General features: G+C 71.9%; 17 protein-coding genes. 8 read left to right on the top strand and 9 right to left on the bottom strand.

What is annotated here, in order from left to right; translation table 11 throughout:
- Window positions 1–364, bottom strand: a 364-nt coding sequence (locus ACLBYE_RS23855; RefSeq protein WP_447696070.1) for an NAD(P)-binding protein, incomplete at its 3' end; no start/stop codon positions are given.
- Between the two features lie 167 nt (window positions 365–531).
- Here ACLBYE_RS23855 and ACLBYE_RS23850 point away from each other — a divergent pair.
- The 3 genes from ACLBYE_RS23850 (at window position 532) to ACLBYE_RS23840 (ending at window position 5896) form a co-directional block, all read left to right on the top strand.
- Window positions 532–1233 carry a sulfate transporter family protein gene (locus ACLBYE_RS23850; protein WP_447696069.1) on the top strand — a complete coding sequence of 234 codons (702 nt, stop codon included), beginning with the start codon at window positions 532–534 and terminating at the stop codon, window positions 1231–1233.
- Between the two features lie 101 nt (window positions 1234–1334).
- Window positions 1335–2609, top strand: a complete 1275-nt coding sequence (locus ACLBYE_RS23845) for an efflux RND transporter periplasmic adaptor subunit (RefSeq protein ID WP_447696068.1) — start codon at window positions 1335–1337, stop codon at window positions 2607–2609.
- Window positions 2610–3013: 404 nt separating this feature from the next.
- The gene (locus ACLBYE_RS23840) at window positions 3014–5896 is read left to right on the top strand and encodes an EAL domain-containing protein (protein ID WP_447696067.1); all 2883 of its coding nucleotides are present in this window, start codon (window positions 3014–3016) and stop codon (window positions 5894–5896) included.
- Between the two features lie 87 nt (window positions 5897–5983).
- Here ACLBYE_RS23840 and ACLBYE_RS23835 read toward each other — a convergent pair whose 3' ends face one another.
- The 7 genes from ACLBYE_RS23835 to ACLBYE_RS23805 all read right to left on the bottom strand — a co-directional run bounded on the left by ACLBYE_RS23835 (window position 5984) and on the right by ACLBYE_RS23805 (window position 12440).
- Window positions 5984–7366 carry a class II 3-deoxy-7-phosphoheptulonate synthase gene (locus tag ACLBYE_RS23835; protein WP_020092110.1) on the bottom strand — a complete coding sequence of 461 codons (1383 nt, stop codon included), beginning with the start codon at window positions 7364–7366 and terminating at the stop codon, window positions 5984–5986.
- 127 nt (window positions 7367–7493) lie between these two features.
- The gene (locus tag ACLBYE_RS23830; protein WP_020092109.1) at window positions 7494–7811 is read right to left on the bottom strand and encodes an RNA polymerase sigma factor region1.1 domain-containing protein; all 318 of its coding nucleotides are present in this window, start codon (window positions 7809–7811) and stop codon (window positions 7494–7496) included.
- 55 nt (window positions 7812–7866) lie between these two features.
- Complete coding sequence (gene gor / locus ACLBYE_RS23825) at window positions 7867–9249, bottom strand: glutathione-disulfide reductase (protein WP_447696066.1); 1383 nt, start codon at window positions 9247–9249, stop codon at window positions 7867–7869.
- Complete coding sequence (locus ACLBYE_RS23820) at window positions 9246–10466, bottom strand: O-antigen ligase family protein (protein WP_447696065.1); 1221 nt, start codon at window positions 10464–10466, stop codon at window positions 9246–9248. Before ACLBYE_RS23820 ends, gor begins: the two co-directional genes overlap by 4 nt.
- Window positions 10467–10508: 42 nt before the next feature.
- On the bottom strand, window positions 10509–11087 hold the full coding sequence (locus ACLBYE_RS23815) for a DUF2059 domain-containing protein (protein WP_447696064.1): 579 nt from the start codon (window positions 11085–11087) through the stop codon (window positions 10509–10511).
- 44 nt (window positions 11088–11131) lie between these two features.
- Complete coding sequence (gene rpiA / locus ACLBYE_RS23810) at window positions 11132–11845, bottom strand: ribose-5-phosphate isomerase RpiA (protein ID WP_447696063.1); 714 nt, start codon at window positions 11843–11845, stop codon at window positions 11132–11134.
- Between the two features lie 130 nt (window positions 11846–11975).
- Window positions 11976–12440, bottom strand: a complete 465-nt coding sequence (locus ACLBYE_RS23805; RefSeq protein WP_447696062.1) for a hypothetical protein — start codon at window positions 12438–12440, stop codon at window positions 11976–11978.
- Between the two features lie 172 nt (window positions 12441–12612).
- Between ACLBYE_RS23805 and gph the strand changes: the two genes are divergently transcribed.
- Window positions 12613–13305 (top strand): phosphoglycolate phosphatase, encoded by a 693-nt coding sequence (gene gph, locus ACLBYE_RS23800; RefSeq protein WP_447696061.1) that lies wholly within the window; start codon window positions 12613–12615, stop codon window positions 13303–13305.
- 4 nt (window positions 13306–13309) lie between these two features.
- On the opposite strand, the gene ACLBYE_RS23795 is transcribed toward gph, so the two are convergent.
- Window positions 13310–14464, bottom strand: coding sequence for a pyridoxal phosphate-dependent aminotransferase (locus tag ACLBYE_RS23795; RefSeq protein WP_447696060.1), 1155 nt, complete (start codon window positions 14462–14464; stop codon window positions 13310–13312).
- Between the two features lie 183 nt (window positions 14465–14647).
- Here ACLBYE_RS23795 and ACLBYE_RS23790 point away from each other — a divergent pair, with 183 nt between their 5' ends.
- The 4 genes from ACLBYE_RS23790 to aat all read left to right on the top strand — a co-directional run bounded on the left by ACLBYE_RS23790 (window position 14648) and on the right by aat (window position 18278).
- The gene (locus ACLBYE_RS23790; RefSeq protein WP_020092101.1) at window positions 14648–15430 is read left to right on the top strand and encodes a DsbA family protein; all 783 of its coding nucleotides are present in this window, start codon (window positions 14648–14650) and stop codon (window positions 15428–15430) included.
- A 156-nt stretch (window positions 15431–15586) separates the two neighbouring features.
- Window positions 15587–16063, top strand: coding sequence for an acetyl-CoA carboxylase biotin carboxyl carrier protein (gene accB, locus ACLBYE_RS23785; RefSeq protein ID WP_427508824.1), 477 nt, complete (start codon window positions 15587–15589; stop codon window positions 16061–16063).
- 104 nt (window positions 16064–16167) lie between these two features.
- The gene (gene accC, locus ACLBYE_RS23780) at window positions 16168–17520 is read left to right on the top strand and encodes an acetyl-CoA carboxylase biotin carboxylase subunit (protein WP_447696059.1); all 1353 of its coding nucleotides are present in this window, start codon (window positions 16168–16170) and stop codon (window positions 17518–17520) included.
- An 80-nt stretch (window positions 17521–17600) separates the two neighbouring features.
- The gene (gene aat / locus ACLBYE_RS23775) at window positions 17601–18278 is read left to right on the top strand and encodes a leucyl/phenylalanyl-tRNA--protein transferase (RefSeq protein WP_447696058.1); all 678 of its coding nucleotides are present in this window, start codon (window positions 17601–17603) and stop codon (window positions 18276–18278) included.
- Window positions 18279–18401 lie beyond the last annotated feature (123 nt).

The following is an 18401-nucleotide window of genomic DNA, read 5'->3' as shown; positions in this document are numbered from 1 at the left end:
AGGCGCGCGCGTTGGCCCGGACGTCGTCGGCGCGGCCCGGCCGACCCCGAACCCAGACGTGACTCTCCTGCGCGGCCCGGCGGAGCCGCTCGCCGCGCGCGCGGCCCAGTGCCACGAGGGGATTGATCGGCCCGGCATGGAGCCAGTGAGCGCCCAGATCGAGGGCGTGGCCGCGGAGAGCCACCGTCACGGCCCGGCCTCCGACGCGGTCCCGCGCCTCCAGCACCGCGACGGGCACGCCCCGGGCCGCGAGGGTCCGGGCCGCGCCGATCCCGGCGGCGCCCGCGCCGATCACCAGCACCTCCGGCTTGTCGGGCAGCGGCGCGAGGTGCGGCCTGTAGGCGGGCTGGACGACCGGGTCGATCCACCGGTGATCGAGCGCCCGCGGCGCCGTGACCTGTCCTGTCGTGTCCTGCACGCGTGCTCCCCGCCCCCTGACACTCCCGCGACGAGACCCGGCCTTGCACCGGTCGCCGCACCGCTCCACAACGCGCCAGCGCCGCTTCCGGCGCAGGCCGGAATCCTCGCCCGATGCTCGTCGAGTCCGCCGCGGCGGCTTTGCGCCAGACCTTCTCGCCGCCGCTGCGCGCGATCCTGTGGAAGTCCCTCGGCCTGACGGTCGGGCTCCTGCTCGTGATCTGGCTGGGCCTGACCCGGCTGATCCAGGCCTTCCAGGCGAGCCATCACATCTCCGCCCAGTACCCGATCCTCGACAGCCTCGCCTACTACCTCGCGGGTTTCGGTCTGGTCGTGGCCCTCGCCTACCTGATGCCGGCGGTCTCGATCCTGGTGGCGGGCTTCTTCCTCGACGACGCGGCCGAGATCGTCGAGCGCACCGATTTCCCGAACGAGCCGCCCGGACGCGCCATGCCGTTCGGGACCGCCATGCTCTACGCCCTGCGCTTCGCCGGCGTGACGCTGCTGGTGAACCTCGCGGCCCTGGTGATCTTCTTCGTCCCCGTCATCGGGATCGCGGCCTTCTTCGCCGCCAACGCCTACCTGCTGTCCCGCGAGTACTTCGAGATGGCGGCGGCCCGGTTCCGCCCCCTCCCCGAGGCCGCCGAGATGCGCCGCGCCTTCTCGGTCCGGACACTCGGCGCCGGTTGCCTGCTGGCCGGCCTGATGATCGTCCCTTTCCTCAACCTGCTGACGCCCCTCTTCGGCATCGCCCTGATGGTCCACCTGCACAAGCGCCTCAGCCGTCGCCTGCTGGTGGCCGGGCCGGCGCGTTAGGCCGGCGCGCCGATGCGGCCAATGCACACGCTGGCCGGCCGGCCCGCCGGCCGCTACCCTCACCGTGACCCGGCTGGATGTCCGGGGCGGAGAGCCGATCGATGAAGGCGCACGACGCGGGCGCGGAAGTCCCTCCGCCGCCCGGCAAGGCCCCGTTCCTGCTGGTCGGCCTCGCCGGACTCGGCCTGCTCGCCTGGGGTGCCTACGGTCACTGGCAGCGCGACGTGGAGGCGACCGCGACGCTGGAGCGGATCAAGACCCTCGTGCCGCAGGTGCGCACCGTGGCCGCCGAGCGGGCCGAGGGCCCCCTCGATCTCGTGCTTCCCGGCGAGATCCAGGCCTTCACCACGGCGGCGATCGCCGCGCGCGCCACCGGCTACATCGCCGAGCGCCGGGTCGATATCGGATCCCGGGTCAAGGCGGGCGAACTCCTTCTGCGCATCGCCGCACCGGATCTCGACCAGCAACTCGCGCAGGCCGAGGCGCAGGTCGGCCAGCTGAAGGCGCAGCTGCTCCAGGCACAGGCGCAGGTCGAGCAGGCCCGCGCGAACGTGAACCTCGCTAACCTCACCAACAACCGCACCAGCACCCTGGCCGTGCAGGGCTGGGCCTCGCGGCAGAACGCCGACAACACCAAGGCGGGCGTGCTCAGCCAAGCCGCCGCGCTCGCCGCCGCCGAGGCCGGCGTGAAGGTCGCCACCGCCAACATCAAGGCGCAGGAGGCCGTGGTCGACCGCCTGAAGGCGCTCACCGCCTTCGAGCGTGTCGTGGCGCCGTTCGACGGGGTCGTGACGGTGCGCAACGTCGATGTCGGCGACCTTGTCCGCGCCGATAACGGGGGCACGCCGCTGCTGACCATGGATCAGGACAGCCTGCTGCGCATCACCGTGAACGTGCCGCAGAAGGATGCCGTCGGCGTCAAGCCCGGCGTCCGGGCCGAGATCACCGTGCCGCAGATGCCGGGGCGGCGCTTCGAAGGCTACGTGGAGCGCAGCTCCGTCGCGCTGAACGCGGCGTCGCGCACGCTGACCACCCAGGTGGACGTCCCCAACGCCGACCGGGCGCTGCGGGCCGGGCTCTACGCCTACGTCACCCTCAAGATCCCCCGGGCCGAGCCCGGCGTGTCGATCCCCGCCGAGGCGACGGTGTTCGACGGCAACGACCTCAGGGTCGCCACCCTGAGCGACGACGACCGGATGACGTGGCGGACGATCCGAGTCCGTCGCGATCTCGGGCGCACGCTGGAGCTCGAATCGGGGCTGCCCGCCGACAGCCGGATCATCTACAGCCCCGCCCCGGATCTGCGGGACGGCCAGTCCGTCGAGCCCCTGAAGTCACCGCCACCGCCCGGGCCGCTCCGCTCGGCGCAGCGGTGAACGCGGGAGACACTCGACCGCGGGAATCGCTCGGGCGCGGGAATCACGTGGGCGCCGGTCGCGCCGCGACGGCGCGGCCGGCGCGCGGATACGGCCTCCGAGCTGTCGGATACCGGTCGGTATGTCGGTGCCGAGCTGGCGACATGAGCATCGCGCCCGTCCGGACCCGTTGCTCAAATGCGCGCCACCCATGATGAAAGGTTGCGTTCAATCGACGGGATCCGCTTGCCGGCACAACCGCGGTGCCGAAGATTTCACCGATCGTGCGGTCGACTGTGCACGATCCGCCGATTGCTCCGTGACGGTCGCGCGCAGCTGATCCGTGATCTGAGACAAGCCAGCTAATTGCCTCTTAACAAGTGACATTTATCGCTGGCCGGACGTGTGACCCAGCGACCCGTGCGATGCGAGATCCCGAGACACCGACGGCGAGCGCGGACCGAGCCGGGCAAACCCGCGCGGCCGCGACGCGGACGGGCCGTATCCCGTCGATCCGCGCCGCGGTCGGCGTCGCGTTCCTCTGTGTCGGTCTCCTCCTTGGCGCGCTCGCGCTCTCGGCCGGCTCGGCGATCACGCAGGTCGGCGCGCTCGTCACCCGGACCTACGACGAATCCCTGACCTCGATCAGCTTCGCCCGCGCGGTGGCGGCCGACTTCGCGAAGATGCGCACCGCCCTCGTCCGGCGGATGCAGACCGGTGACGGTGCCGAGGTGGCGAAGCGGGATGCGGATATCACCGACCTCTCGGCGATCCTGGCCGAGGATCTCGCCATCGCGGCCGAGCGGGCCCAGTCCGAGCAGGCGGCGCGGACGGCCGAGGCCGTCCAGACCAGCGTGGCATCCTGGGAGAGCCTGCGCCGCGCACTCGATCCCGTCACGGTGCTGCCGGATCAGAAGGCGGCTCTCGAACGGCAGGCCGACGCCGTCGAAGGCCAGATCGATCTCCTGATCAACGTCATGGCCGGCGACGGATTCACTTTCCGGCAGGCAGCGCGGCAGCGCGTGCGGGGCGTCGTCCGCTGGCACTCCATCGCGGCGGCCCTCGTGATCATCGCCTGCGGGCTGATCGCCTGGCTGCTCACCCGCCACATCGGCGGATCGGTCGGCGCGGCGGCCGAGGCGGCCGAACGGATCGCGGGCGGCCAGCTCGACGATCGGATCCCCACCGGCGGCCGCGACGGGTTGAGCCGGCTGCTGAACGTCGTCGCGGCGATGCGGTCGACAATCCGGGCTCTCACGCTCCGCGAAAGCAGCCAGCGCCGGGGCACCGAGGCGCAGGTGACGGACGCGCTGCAGACGTCGCGGGAAGGCGTCGTCGTGGTCGATGCCGACGGCCGGATCGCCCTGGCAAACGCGCAGGCCCTGCGCTTCTTCGACGGGCTCGACGCTGCCATCGAGGCCGGTCTGTCGCTGACGAAGGTTGCGCACGAGTCGCGGGACCACCGCTCGGATGTCCCGGAGGATCGCTTCGGGGCCCTGGCCCGGGACGGCGACGTCCGGTTGGCCGACGGCCGCTGGCTGCGGGTGAGCCGCACCGCGACCCGGCAGGGCGGCTTCATCGCGGTCTGCAGCGACATCAGCCTGCTCAAGGAGCAGGAGCATTTCCTGACCCAGACCAACCTGCGCCTCGATGCGGCCCTCGACACCATGTCCCAGGGGCTCTGCCTGTACGACGCGCAGAATCGGCTGATGGTCGTCAACCGGCGCTACGGCGAGATCTACGGCCTGCCGTCCGGCACGGTCGTACCCGGCATGACGGCCCTCGAGGTCCTGAGCGCCAGTCTCGCGGCCGGCAACCATCCTGGCTGCGATCTCGAAGCGCTGCTGCGCCAGCAGCGGGACGCTTTCAGCAACGGCGTTTGGCAGACGCATTTCCAGGAGCTGAGCAACGGCCGCATCGTCGCCATCGACCGGCGCGAGGCCGCCGATGGCGGCTTCGTGGCCACCTACGAGGACGTCACGGAGCGCCGCCGGGCCGAGGCCCGCATCGCTTTCCTGGCGCATCACGACATGCTGACCGGCCTGCCCAACCGGGTGGCGGTGGGGCAGCAGATCGACGTGGCCGTGGCCCAGGCCGGGCGCGACCAGGGCTTCGCGGTCTTCGCCATCGACCTCGACGACTTCCGGCCGGTCAACGAGACCCTGGGCCACGGGATCGGCGACGAGCTGCTCGTCGCGGCCGCGAATCGGCTCACCGCCTGCGTGCGCGAGATCGACTGCGTCGCGCGCCTCGGAGCCGATGAGTTCATCGTGGTCCAGCGCGGCGTCGACCGGCCCGAGGACGCCGCCATCCTCGCCCGGCGCATCATCGAGGTCGTCGGCGCGCCCTACAGCCTGACCCACCACACGATCTGCGTCGGTCTCACCATCGGCATCACCCTCGCCCCGAGCGACGGGTCCGACGCGGACAAGCTCCTGAAGAACGCCGAGGTCGCCCTCGACCGGGGCAAGGCCGAGGCGCGGGGCGCGTTCCGCTTCTTCGAACCGGCCATGGATGCCCGCCTCATGGCCCGGCGGATCATGGAGCGCGACCTGCGTGACGCCCTCGCCCGGGAGGCGTTCGAGGTCTACTACCAGCCGATCTACAGCCTCGAGACGGACCGGATCTGCGGCTTCGAGGCGCTGCTGCGCTGGAACCACCCGGTCCGCGGCTCCGTCTCGCCGGCCGAGTTCATCCCGATCGCCGAGGAGCTCGGGCTGATCGTGCCGCTCGGCGAGTGGGTGCTGCGCCGCGCCTGCGAGGAGGCCGCCCGCTGGCCGGACGAGCTCAAGGTCGCCGTCAACGTCTCGGCCGTGCAGTTCACCTCGGCGAGTCTCGTCACCGCCGTGCGCGAGGCGCTGCGCCGGACCGGGTTGCCGGGCCGGCGCCTGGAGCTAGAGATCACCGAGACGGTGCTGGTGGCCAATCCCGGTGCGACGACGGCGATCCTGCACAGCCTGCGCGCGCTGGGCGTGCGGGTGGCGATGGACGATTTCGGCACCGGCTACTCGTCGCTCAGCTACCTGCGCTCCTTCCCGTTCGACAAGATCAAGATCGACCAGTCCTTCGTACGCGACCTGTGCGTGAAGGACGGGACCGATTTCATCGTGCGGGCAGTGATCGGCCTCGGTGCCAGCCTCGGCATGACGACGACCGCCGAGGGCGTCGAGACGGAGGCGCAGCTCGCACATCTGCGCGCCGAGAGCTGCGACGAGGTCCAGGGCTACCTGTTCAGCCGCGCCGTCCCCGTCTCGGAGGTCGCCTCGGTCATCCGCCGCTGGAACGGCGCGCTCCGGGCGATCGCCTGACCGTCGCGGCGTCCGGCGGTGCGCGCCGCCCCCGCGAGGGGACAGCGCGCGTCGTTGGCCGGTCGGATGACCGGTCGGAGATCCGCCCTACTCGGCCGCGTCGAGGCGCGGGCGCTCGATGTGGCTGCGCTCGGCCTTGACCAGCTCGGCCGTGCGGAACGCCACCTCCAGCGCCTGCTCCGCGTTGAGACGCGGGTCGCAGTAGGTGTGGTAGCGGTCCTGCAGGTCGTCCGCCGTCAGGGCCCGGGCGCCGCCCGTGCACTCGGTCACGTCCTTGCCGGTCATCTCCAGGTGAATGCCGCCCGCGAAGGTGCCCTCGGCGCGGTGGACGCCGAAGAAGCCCTCGATCTCCTGCATCACCCGCTCGAACGGCCGGGTCTTGTAGCGGCCGGCCGGGATCGTGTTGCCGTGCATCGGATCGCAGATCCACACGACCGAGCGCCCTTCCCGCTCGACCGCCCGGATCAGCGCCGGCAGGTGGTCGCCGACCTTGTCGGCGCCGAAGCGGCAGATCAGGCTGAGGCGCCCCGGCTCGTTCTCCGGGTTGAGCAGGTCGATGAGCCGGATCAGGCCCTCCGCCTTCATGGACGGGCCGCACTTCAGGCCGATCGGGTTCTTGATGCCGCGGGCGTACTCGACGTGGGCGTGGTCCGGCTGCCGGGTCCGGTCGCCGATCCACAGCATGTGGCCGGAGGTGGCGTACCAGTCGCCGGTCGTCGAATCGACGCGGGTCAGCGCCTCCTCGTAGCCGAGCAGCAGGGCCTCGTGGCTGGTGTAGAAGTCGGTGGTCCGCACCTCCGGATGGGTCTCCGGGTTGATGCCGATGGCCCGCATGAAGTCGAGCGCGTCGGTCATGCGGCCGGCCACGTCCTGGTAACGCGAGGATTGCGGCGAATCCTTCACGAAGCCCAGCATCCAGCGATGGGCATTCTCGAGGTTCGCGTAACCGCCAGTTGCGAAGGCGCGCAGCAGGTTCAGCGTCGCGGCCGATTGCCGGTACGCCTCGAGCTGGCGGCGCGGATCCGGCACCCGCGACTCCTCGGTGAAGCCGATGCCGTTGATGATGTCGCCCCGGTAGCTCGGCAGGCTCACGCCCTCGAGGGTCTCGGTCGGCGACGAGCGCGGCTTGGCGAACTGCCCGGCGATGCGCCCGACCTTCACCACGGGCGAACCGCCCGCGAAGGTCAGCACCATGGCCATCTGCAGGAACACCCGGAAGAAATCGCGGATGTTGTCGGCGGAGTGCTCGTCGAAGCTCTCGGCACAGTCCCCGCCCTGGAGCAGGAAGGCCTGGCCCGCGGCGACGCGCCCGAGTGCGGCCTTCAGCTTGCGGGCCTCACCGGCAAAGACCAGCGGCGGAAAGCTCGCGATCTGCGACTCGACGGCACCGAGGCTGGCGGCGTCCGGATAGGTGGGGACCTGCTCGATCGGCAGATGTCTCCAGCTCTTCGGTGTCCAACGCTCGCCCATGGTCTCTCTCCGCGCACCTCTTCGTGCGATCGCGCCTACGCGCGAAGCGCGGCTTATAGAGAGCTTCCTCTACACTGGCGAGTGCCGTGAACCGGGGGGCAGGCGCGTCCCGGCTTCAGGTCTCGGGTCAGGCCTCGCCGTCCTCGACCTCGATCCCGTGCTCGGCCAGAATCCAGAAGATCGCCTCCAGATCCTCGGCCGAGACGTCCCGGGGCGGCAGCGCCTCCTCCAGGTCGTCGTAGGTCAGGTTTCGGCTGCGCTGTGCCTCAGCCTTGGCGAGGAGGCGGTCGATCGCATGCCGGATGTCCGGGGAGAGGGCCTCGTGGCTCGGCGGCCGGTGGAAGGCCGGCCGCAGTGCATCCTCCAGCAGGCCGTCGATGATCGCCTGCCGCCGCGCGTGCGCGTCGTCCTCGCGTCGTCCCTTGCCGGTGCCCTGCTTGCCCATGACCCTGATATGGCTCGGTCGCGCACCGCGTCGAGCCCCGGCCGCGGCGGAGGTCTCAGCCGACGCCGACCGGGTGCTTGGTGACCTCTGGGACGCGCATGGTCACGAGTTCCTCGGCGGCTGTCGGGTGGACCGCGATGGTCCGGTCGAAATCGGCCTTCGTGGCGCCCATGGTCACGGCGATGCCCACCGCCTGGATCACCTCACCGGCATCGTGGCCGAAGATGTGGACGCCGACCACGCGGTCGCTGGCGCAGTCGACCAGCACCTTCATGAAGATCCGCTCCTCGCGGCCGGACAGGGTCGCCTTCATCGGGCGGAAGCGCGCCTTGTATACGTCGATCTTGCCGTAGATCGCCCGGGCCGCCGCCTCGTTGTGGCCGACGACGCCGATCTCGGGGGTCGAGAACACCGCGGTCGGGATCAGGCGATGGTCGACGCAGGCCGGCTTGCCGCCGTAGACCGTGTCGGCGAAGGCGTGACCCTCGCGGATCGCCACCGGCGTCAGGTTGGCGCGGTTGGTCACGTCGCCCACCGCGTAGATCGACGGCACCTTGGTCTGCGAGTAGGCGTCGACCGGGATCGCGCCGGCGGCGTCGGTCTCTATGCCGACCCGGTCGAGGCCGAGGCCCTCGACGTTCGGCCGCCGCCCGGTGGCGACGAGCACCTCGTCCACCAGGATCTCGCCGCCGTCGTCGAGCTGCGCGCAGAGGCCGCCGTCCCGGCGCTCGATGCGCCGCAGCGTGCGCCCGAGCCGCAGGTCCATGCGCCGGGCGTAGGCTTCGGCCAGGGCGTCGCGGATCTCGTCGTCGAACCCGCGCAGCAACCTGTCGCCCCGGTGCAGCAGCGTCGTGCGGCTGCCGAGCGCCGCGAAGACGCCCGCGAACTCCACCGCGATGTAGCCGCCGCCGATCACCAGGATCCGCTCCGGCAGGCGCTCCAGCTCGAACACCTCGTTGGAGGTGATCGCCAGGTCGATGCCCGGCACCGCCGGCTCCTTCACGGGATGCGCGCCGACCGCCACCAGGATCCGCTCGGCCCGGATGGTGCGGCCGGACGCGACGAGGCGGATCGTGTGGGGGTCCTCGATCACCGCCCGCTCGGGTACGATCTCGACGCCGGCGCGGATCAGGTTGGTGTCGTAGATGCCTTCGAGCCGGGTCACCTCCGCGTCGCGCCGCGTCTTGAGCGTGCCCCAGTCGAAGCGGGGCTTCTCCACCGTCCAACCGAAGCCCGCGGCGTCCTCGAACTCGTCGGCGAAGCGGCCGGCATAGACCATCAGCTTCTTCGGGACGCAGCCGCGGATCACGCAGGTTCCACCCACCCGGTACTCCTCGGCCAGCATCACCCGCGCGCCGTACCCGGCCGCGATCCGCGCCGCGCGGACACCACCGGACCCGCCGCCGATGACGAAGAGGTCGACGTCGAACGCGCTCATGCCGGACCGTCCCGCTCGGATCTCTCGATCGCGCCGCCCTGAGGGGCCGCGCGCATCCAGGTGATGGCAGCGCCGAGCCCCGCCGTCCACCACGCGGCCCAGCCGTTGTGCTCGACGAAGGCGATCGAAGCCGCGCAGGCCACGAGGCCGAGTGCCGCCGCCCGGTCGGGCCGCGGCAGCCGCGCGATCCGGGCGAGGATCAGCATCGCGGTCAGCGCCGCGAGGATCGCGCCGGGCAGGCCGAGCTCGGCCCAGACCTGCAGGAAGCTGTTGTGCGGGTGCCCGACCCCGAGGAGGACGCGCATCTCCGGCGGCACCGTCTGCGCGACGGGCGTCTCGGCGAAGCGCGCGCTGGTGCCGACGCCCGCACCGCGCCAGGGATCGGCCGCCACCGCGGCCCCGAAGCTGCGCGCGATCGCGACCCGGGCCCGGGACGAGGACTGGACGAGGCGCTCGTGGGCGGCCTCCGGCATGGCGCGGGCGAGAAGGTCGCCCTCGACCGGGGCGAGGACCACCGCGAGGGCGAGACCGAGTCCGGCGAGGCCCAGGCCGACCCGCCTGGGCAGCAAGAGCGCCAGAGCCGCCATCGCGGCGCCCGCCAGGAGGCCGAGCTGGGCGGCGCCGCTGATCGAGCGGAGCACGCCGAGGCCCGCGAAGGCGAGGGTCGCGGCCGCGAGGCCACGGGTGCGGTCCTTCCAGAGGACGAGGGCCAGCGGGCCGGCCACGAGGTCGAGGGTCAGGGCCGGCCGGTTGTGCACGAAGGCTGCGACACGGCGCCCGAGGGCCCGCTCCAGGGCCAGATCCGAGGCGAGATCCACCGCGATCAGGAGTCCCGCCAGCGCGATCGCGATCGCGCCGAGCCGCGGCGCGAAGGCCGGGATCCGGCCGGGCGCGAGGCAGGCCAGCAGGTAGGCGGCGAGGAGCGTCGGGAGGAATTCGCCCAGCACCCGCAGGGAGGCCGCCGAGAACGGGCTCCAGGCCAGCGAGACCAGCGCCCAGGCCAGGAAGGCGAGTGCCCCCCCGGCGAGCGGCGTCCGCAGCGGGGACTGCAGCGCGCGGCGCAGGGCGGACGCGTCCTCGGCCCATCGCCCGGCCAGGAAGGCTAGCGCCGCCAGCCCGACGACCAGCGGGCTCGACCGGTTGGCGAGCACCATGGCGAGCGGCATGGCCGCGAGGAGCGCGCCGCCCGCCGCGTACATGCGGCCGGCCGCTGTCATGAACGATCTCTCACGGCGATCCGCCCCCGGGAGCGGCCGCCCTCACTGCATCTGGTGCCCGCGCTTGCCCATCTCGGCGCGGACGCGGACCATGACGTATTCGGAGACGTCCTGCGTCCAGTCCTGCATCTCCTGCACCATTTCGTCGAGGAGCTGCGGCTGCGCCTCGACGTAGTGCTTGCCGGCGGGCGAGCGGAAGAAGGTCGCGATCTCCTTCAGCTCGGTTTCCGAGAACTTCGACGCGTAGGTGCGCGCCGCGATGTCGATCATGCGCTGCTTCTGCAGCTCCATCTCCGGCTGCAGCGAGGCCAGGACTTCCTCGAGGTCCTTGGACAGCTCGGGACGGGTGACCGCCTGCTTGCGGATCTGGTCGGCGAAGGCCGGCAGCACCGAGTCGAACGACCGGGCGATGCCGGAGCTGAGCATCACCTCGCGGGCCAGGGCGAGATGGGCCGGCGTGTAGGTGGCCGCGGCCGGGCTGTTGGCCGCGGGGGTGCTGGCGGCTGGAGCGGCCGGCTTGGCCTGCGCGGCCTTCTGCGGCTGCGCGGCCGCCGCGTGGGGGAGCGCCAGGAGCGCGAAGCCGAGCGCGAGGCCTGGCACGGCGGTGAGGCGACGGGACATGCTGGACTTTCTTGCGAGGATGGCCGGCGATGGAGGGCGGCGCCTCAGGTGAGGCTGCCGAGAACGGTGACCTCGGCCTGCCCGTCCCGCGCCGCCGCCAGGATCGCGGCGTCGGCGATGCCGAGGAACAGGCCGTGCTCGACGACGCCCGGCACGGCCCAGAGGGCGGCGCCGAGGGCCTCCGGATCGGGAATCGCACCGAGGTGCGCGTCGAGGATGTAATGGCCCCCGTCGGTGACCAGGGGCTTGCCATCCGTCAGGGCGCGCAGCCGGACCTCGCCGGAGCAGCCGGTCCCGGCGACTGCGGCCTCGACGGCCCGGTGCGTCGCCTTGAGGCCGAAGGGGTTGACCTCGATCGGTAGCGGGAAGGCGCCCAGGCGCGCCACGTGCTTGGCCGCGTCGGCGATCACCACCATGCGACGGCTCGCGCAGGCGACGATCTTCTCGCGCAGGAGTGCCGCGCCGCCGCCCTTGATCAGGCGCAGCCGGTCGTCGACCTCGTCGGCGCCGTCGATGGTCAGGTCGAGCTCGGGCTGCTCGTCCAGGGTCGCGAGGCGGATGCCCAGGCCCTCGGCCTGCGCGCGCGTGGCCTCGGAGGTCGGCACGCCGACGATGTCGAGGCCGGCGCGGACGCGCTCGCCGAGGAGCGCCACGAAGGCCGCCGCCGTGGAGCCCGTGCCGAGGCCGAGCCGCATGCCCGGCTCGACGAGGTTGAGGGCGCGGGCGGCCGCGGCCCGCCGCAGGTCCGGCCCGCTCACCGGGACACGGCCCGGTCGGCGGGGATGAGCGAGGGAGCGCGGGTCATGGGCAGCCGGTCTTTCCGTGAGCGTCGGGCGGCCCCTAGCACGGGACCGGGCCGACCGGAACGCCCGCGCCCGCACGGCCGCGTCACGGACGGCCGCCCTGTGTCGGGGTGGCGCTGGCGCCCGCGCGACCCGGGGCCGGACCGGTGAGCGGCGCGTCGGACGCGCCCTCGGCACCCGGCTTGCCCTGCTGGGTGCAGACGACCTGCTCCTTCTTCACCAGCACGAAGCAGATGCTCATATCGCCGGTGCGGTAGTTCACCCGGAAGACGCCGGCCTCGCGGGTATGCCGGCTCGCCACCAGCCCGTATTCGGACGGGGTCTGCGGCCCGGCGCCCTCTCCCGATCCGAAGCAGACCGTCTGGCCGATGCCGCCCGCCGATTCCTGGAGGCCGTACTGGCAGGACGTCACCTCGCCGGTCACCTTGTCGACCCGGTACATCCGGTTCAGGTCGGTCTGCGGGGCGGGCACGAACTCGAAGGAGGTCGCCGCCGCCGGCAGGGCTTGCAGCGCGGCGCAGGCGGCCAGGAGGGGCAGGAGGAGTTTCATCGCGGGTCCCGGGGCTGGTACGCGCTGCGTTTCGCTGCGCTTTCGGGCGAGTCTTGGGCGCCCGGTGAGACGATCCGCGCATCCGCCGCGCCGCGCCGGTCGGCTTGCCCCGGGTGCCCCGCCCCGATAGCGACGCCGTTCGAGATCCCGCCGAGCACGGAACCACTCTGGCATGTCTACCGATTCGACGCGCAAGCCCCCGATCGCCGTGTTCGACCTGGACGGGACGCTCGCGGAGACCGCAGGCGACCTCATCGGCACCCTCAACGTGCTGATGAAGCGCGAGGGACTGGCCGAGCTGCCGCTCTCGCAGGCGCGGGGGCTGATCGGTGCCGGCGCCCGGGCGCTGATCCGGCGGGGCTTCGAGGCCGAGGGGCGGCCGCTCTCGCCGGAGGACCACGACCGGCTGTTCGACGCCTTCATCGCGCATTACGGGGCGCACCTCGCCGACACGTCCCACCTCTTCCCGGGCGCGGTCGAGGCGCTCGACGCCCTCGAGGCGGCGGGTTTCCGGCTCGCGGTCTGCACCAACAAGTACGAGGGGCAGTCGGTCGAGCTGCTGCGCCTCCTCGGGATCGGCCACCGCTTCGCGGCGATCTGCGGCCGGGACACCTTCCCGCAGTCCAAGCCCGATCCCCGCCACCTGACCGGCACCATCGCCCGCGCCGACGGCGATCCGGCCCGCGCCGTGATGGTGGGCGATTCCCGGACCGACATCGACACCGCCAAGGCCGCCGGGATCCCGGTGGTGGCGGTCACCTTCGGCTACACCGACCGCCCGGTCGCCGAGCTCGGGCCCGACCGGGTGATCGAGCACTTCTCGGAGCTGGTCGAGGCGGTCTGCGCGCTCGTGCCGGCGGCCTGATCTCTCAGCGCAGCCACGCCTTCAGGCGCCGCGCCGCCTCGCGGCACTCGGTCTCCGAGCCCGCGAAGGAGAAACGGACATGGTGGTGGCCCACGTCCGGATCGAAGTCGAGGCCCGGCGTCGCCGCGACGTGCGCCTCGTCGAGCATGCGCCGGCAGAAGTCCGACGCGTCGTTGGTGAGGTTCGAGACGTCCGCGTAGAGGTAGAAGGCGCCGTCGGCCGGGTGGACGCGGCCGAGGCCGAGGGCCGGCAGCGCGTCCAGGAGGATCGCGCGATTGCGCGCGTAGCCGTCGCGAACGGAGTCGAGCTCGTCCGTCGCGTCGAAGGCCGCCAGGGCGCCGACCTGCGACAGGTACGGCGCCGAGATGTAGAGGTTCTGGGCCAGCCGCTCGATCGGGCGGACCAGCGCCTCCGGGACGACCATCCAGCCGACGCGCCAGCCGGTCATGCAGTGGTACTTCGAGAACGAGTTGATCACGACCGCGTCGGGGTCGAAGCGCAGGGCCGTGACGGTGGGCTCACCGTAGCTGAGGCCGTGATAGATCTCGTCGGAGATCAGCGGCAGGCCGAGGCCCCGCGCCGCCGCGCAGAGATCCTGCAGGGCGCCCTCCGTGATGACTGTGCCGGAGGGGTTGGCCGGGCTCATCACCAGCGCCCCGGAGACCGGCGCGCGGGCGTGGGTCTCGCGCAGCAGGGCGGCGGTCGGCGCGAAGCGGTCGTCGGCGCGCAGCACCATCGGCGCCGGCACGAGGTCCAGGGCGGCCAGGATGCTACGATAGGCGGGATAGCCCGGCTGCGGGACGGCGACATGCGCGCCGGCGTCGAAGAGGCTCATGAAGGCGAGGATGAAGCCGGCCGAGGATCCGGTGGTGATCACCACGCGCTCCGGACTCACCGCGACGCCGTGCCGCTCCGCGTAGTCCCGGGCGATGCGGGCGCGCAGGGACGGCAGGCCCAGGGCCTCGGTGTAGGGCACGCGGCCGGTCGCGAGCGCCCCCTGCGCGGCGGCGATCACCGCCCGGGGCGCCGGCGCCGACGGCTGGCCGACCTCCATCCGCACCACGTCGCTGCCGGCCCGCGCCTTGGCGGCGGCGGCGGCCATGACATCCATCGCGAGGAACGGCTGGACGGCGGCGGCGCGCCGGGAGATCGGGATCATGGGGTCTGTTCTGAGCCGGACGACGCTGGAGCCTCCGGGGGTTAGACGCTCGCCCGTCCCGCCTCAAGCCGGCGGCGCACGCCGCCCTCGCCGCGGGAATTGACCGGACGCCGCGAAAACGCCTAACCCAGCCCCTACCGCTCGCGCCACGCGCGGGCCGCCCCGCCGCGCAAGCGAGGATCTATGCCCTTCATCCGCCCCCTGCCCGCGCTGGTCCTGGCGCTCGGTCTCGTCGCCGTCCCGGCCCTCGCGCAGACCGCGACGCCCCCCGCCGCGCCGTTCACCGACGCGCAGCGCGCCGGCATCGAGGCGATCGTCAAGGACTACCTGATCAAGCACCCCGAGGTGCTTCAGGAGGCCCTCGCCGAGGCCGAGAAGCAGCAGGCCGAGACGCAGCGCCTCGCCCAGGCCGCCGCCCTCAAGGAATCGCGCGAGGCTCTCCACAACGGTCCCCACGACGTCGTTGCCGGCAACCCGTCGGGCGACGTCACGCTGGTCGAGTTCTTCGATTACAATTGCGGCTACTGCCGCAAGGCCCTGGGCGACATCCAGGCGCTGATCAAATCCGACCCGAAGCTGCGGGTGGTCATCAAGGACTTCCCGGTCCTCGGCCCGGAATCGCTGGAGGCCAGCCAGGTCGCCGTCGCGGTGCGCCAGCAGTTGAAGGGCGACAAGCTGTTCGAGTTTCATCAGAAGCTTCTGGAGACCAAGGGCCGGGTGAACGGCGCCCGGGCGATCCAAGTCGCCAAGGACATGGGCGTCGACACGGCCAAGCTGCAGAAGGACATGGCCTCCCCCGAGGTGAAGGCCGCGCTCAGCGAGAACCGCGGCCTCGGCGACCGCCTGGGCCTGTCGGGCACGCCGGCCTTCATCATCGGCGACGAGGTGATCCCGGGCGCCGTCGGCGTCGAGCCGATGCGCAAAACCATCGCCGACGTGCGCCAGTGCGGCCACGCCTCCTGCTGAGCTGACGGATCGGGCCGAGGAACCCCGAAGGCGGTCCGCGCAGCCTTGTCGCGCTGGGGCGCCTTCGTCTAAGAGCCGCCAGCCGCAGGGCCGCGGTGGGGTCCAGGGCCGAGCCCGGATGGACGCACCGACGTGCCGCGAGACGAAGTAGGCCGGATGCCAAAGAACGACGCCATCGATCCCGAGCTCGTGCGCGAGCTCGCCAACCTCGTGACCGAGACCGGCCTGTCCGAGATCGAGGTCGAGAAGGGCGACCTGCGCATCCGCGTGGCGCGGCGGCTCGAGCCCGTGAGCGTGCAGGTCGCGGCGCCCGCGCCGCTCGCGGCCGTCGCCCCGCCTCCGGTGCCCGCGCCCGCCGCGTCGTCTCCCCTCGCCCCGGCCGAGCCGGCCCGCGCGCAGCCCGGCACCGTGCCCTCGCCGATGGTCGGGACCGCCTATCTCCGCCCCTCGCCCGACGCCAAGGCCTTCGTGGATGTCGGCTCGACGGTCGCGGTCGGCGACAAGCTGCTGCTGATCGAGGCGATGAAGACCTTCAACGAGATCGTGGCGCCCCGCGCCGGCACGATCAGCGCCATCTTCGTCGAGGACGGTCAGCCGGTCGAGTTCGGCGAGGCCCTGCTCGTCATCACCTAGGACGTCCGCCGGGCGCCCGCCGCCCAGTCCCGGACGACGCCGCAACACGAGAGGATAGAGCATCCTGCGCGGTCCGGGATCGCCAGGACGCCCTAACGGGTCCGATGTTCGACAAGATCCTGATCGCGAACCGCGGCGAGATCGCCCTGCGCATCCTGCGGGCGGCGAAGGAGCTCGGGATCGCCACCGTGGCGGTCCACTCCACCGCCGACGCCGACGCGATGCACGTGCGCCTCGCCGACGAGAGCGTCTGCATTGGGCCGCCGGCCGCTCGCGACAGCTACCTCAACATCCCGTCGATCATCGCGGCCTGCGAGATCACCGGGGCCGATGCCGTGCATCCCGGCTACGGATTCCTTTCGGAGAATGCCCGCTTCGCCGAGGTACTGGCCCATCACCAGATCGGCTTCATCGGCCCGAAGGCGCAGCACATCCGCACCATGGGCGACAAGATCGAGGCCAAGCGCACGGCGCTGAAGCTCGGCATCCCCTGCGTGCCGGGTTCCGAGGGCGGCGTCGAGGACGCCGACACCGCCAAGCGCGTGGCCGCCGAGATCGGCTACCCGGTGCTCGTCAAGGCGGCGGCGGGCGGCGGCGGCCGCGGCATGAAGGTGGCGCGCTCCGAGGCCGAGCTCGAGCAGGCGATCGGCATGGCCAAGTCCGAGGCCAAGGCCGCCTTCGGCGACGACGCGGTCTATCTCGAGAAGTACCTCGAGAAGCCCCGGCACATCGAGGTGCAGGTGCTCGGCGACGGCCGCGGCGGCGCCGTGCACCTCGCCGAGCGCGACTGCTCCCTCCAGCGCCGCCACCAGAAGGTCTGGGAGGAAGGCGGCTCGCCGGCCCTCAACAAGTCGATGCGCGCCGAGATCGGCGGCATCTGCGCCAACGCCATGAAGGAGCTCGGCTACCTCGGCGCCGGAACCATCGAGTTCCTCTACGAGGACGGGCGCTTCTACTTCATCGAGATGAACACCCGCATCCAGGTCGAGCATCCGGTCACCGAGATGATCACCGGGATCGACCTCGTCATCGAGCAGATCCAGGTCGCCTCGGGCGGCCCGCTCTCGGTGAGCCAGGCGGACATCAAGGTCGAGGGCCACGCCATCGAGTGCCGGATCAACGCCGAGCACCCGGAGACCTTCCGGCCGTCGCCCGGCGAGATCACCCATTACCACACGCCCGGCGGCCTCGGCGTCCGCGTCGATTCGGCCGCGTTCCAGGGCTATCGGATCCCGCCGAACTACGATTCGCTGATCGGCAAGCTGATCGTCCACGGCCGGACCCGCAACGAGTGCCTCATGCGGCTGCGGCGCGCCCTGGACGAGTTCGTCATCGACGGGATCGACACGACGCTGCCGCTGTTCCGGACGCTCGTCCGCAACCCGGACGTGCAGAACGGCCTTTACGACATTCACTGGCTGGAGCATTTCCTGGAAGACGGCGGCATGAAAGCCTGACCGGACCTGGGGCGGGGCTGCGGCGAGCGCGGCGCGCGCGGGATCTGGTCTTCGCGCCGGCCGCGCGCGACATTCACGGCATGCACGACACCGCCCGCGTGGACATCACCCCCGAGATCCTGCTGAAGGCCTACGCGGCGGGCATCTTCCCGATGGCGGAGGATGCCGACGACCCCACGCTCTACTGGGTCGAGCCCAAGGCGCGCGGCGTGCTTCCCCTCGACGCGTTCCGCGTTCCCCGGCGCCTCGCCCGGACGGTGCGGTCCGACCAGTTCGTGGTCCGGTGCGACACCGATTTCGACGGGGTGATCGACGGCTGCGCGGCGCCCCGGCGGGACAGCGAGCGCACCTGGATCAACGGGCGGATCCGCGAGCTCTACGGCGCCCTGTTCGACATCGGCCACGTCCACACGGTCGAGGTCTACGCGGACGGCCGGCTCGTCGGCGGCCTGTACGGCGTCTCGCTGGGGGCTGCCTTCTTCGGCGAGAGCATGTTCCACGACGTTCGCGACGCCTCGAAGGTCGCCCTCGTCCACCTGATGGCCCGCCTGCGCGCCGGGCGCTACCGGCTCGCCGATACCCAGTTCGTCACCGACCACCTGTCGCAGTTCGGTGCCGAGGAGGTGCCGCGCCACGTCTACAAGCGCCGCCTCGGCGAGGCCCTCGATCAGGTCGCAGACTGGAACGTCTGGCCCGGCGACGGTTCGGTTCCGGGTACGCGGGTCCTCGAGGCGCTCGAAGCTCCCGATCGCCGCTAGAGCGTTTTCGGTTTGCGCTGAATCGGCCAGTTGGGGTTCACGTCGGGCTGTTGGGCTGATTCATTGCGCGCTCCAGATGAGGAGCAGACCATGGGCCGACCCTACAGCCAGGATCTGCGTGAG

The organism is Methylobacterium sp. A52T (genome assembly GCF_053346095.1).
Note: the sequence above shows the minus strand (reverse complement) of the source record. Positions and strands in the feature narration are given on the sequence as shown.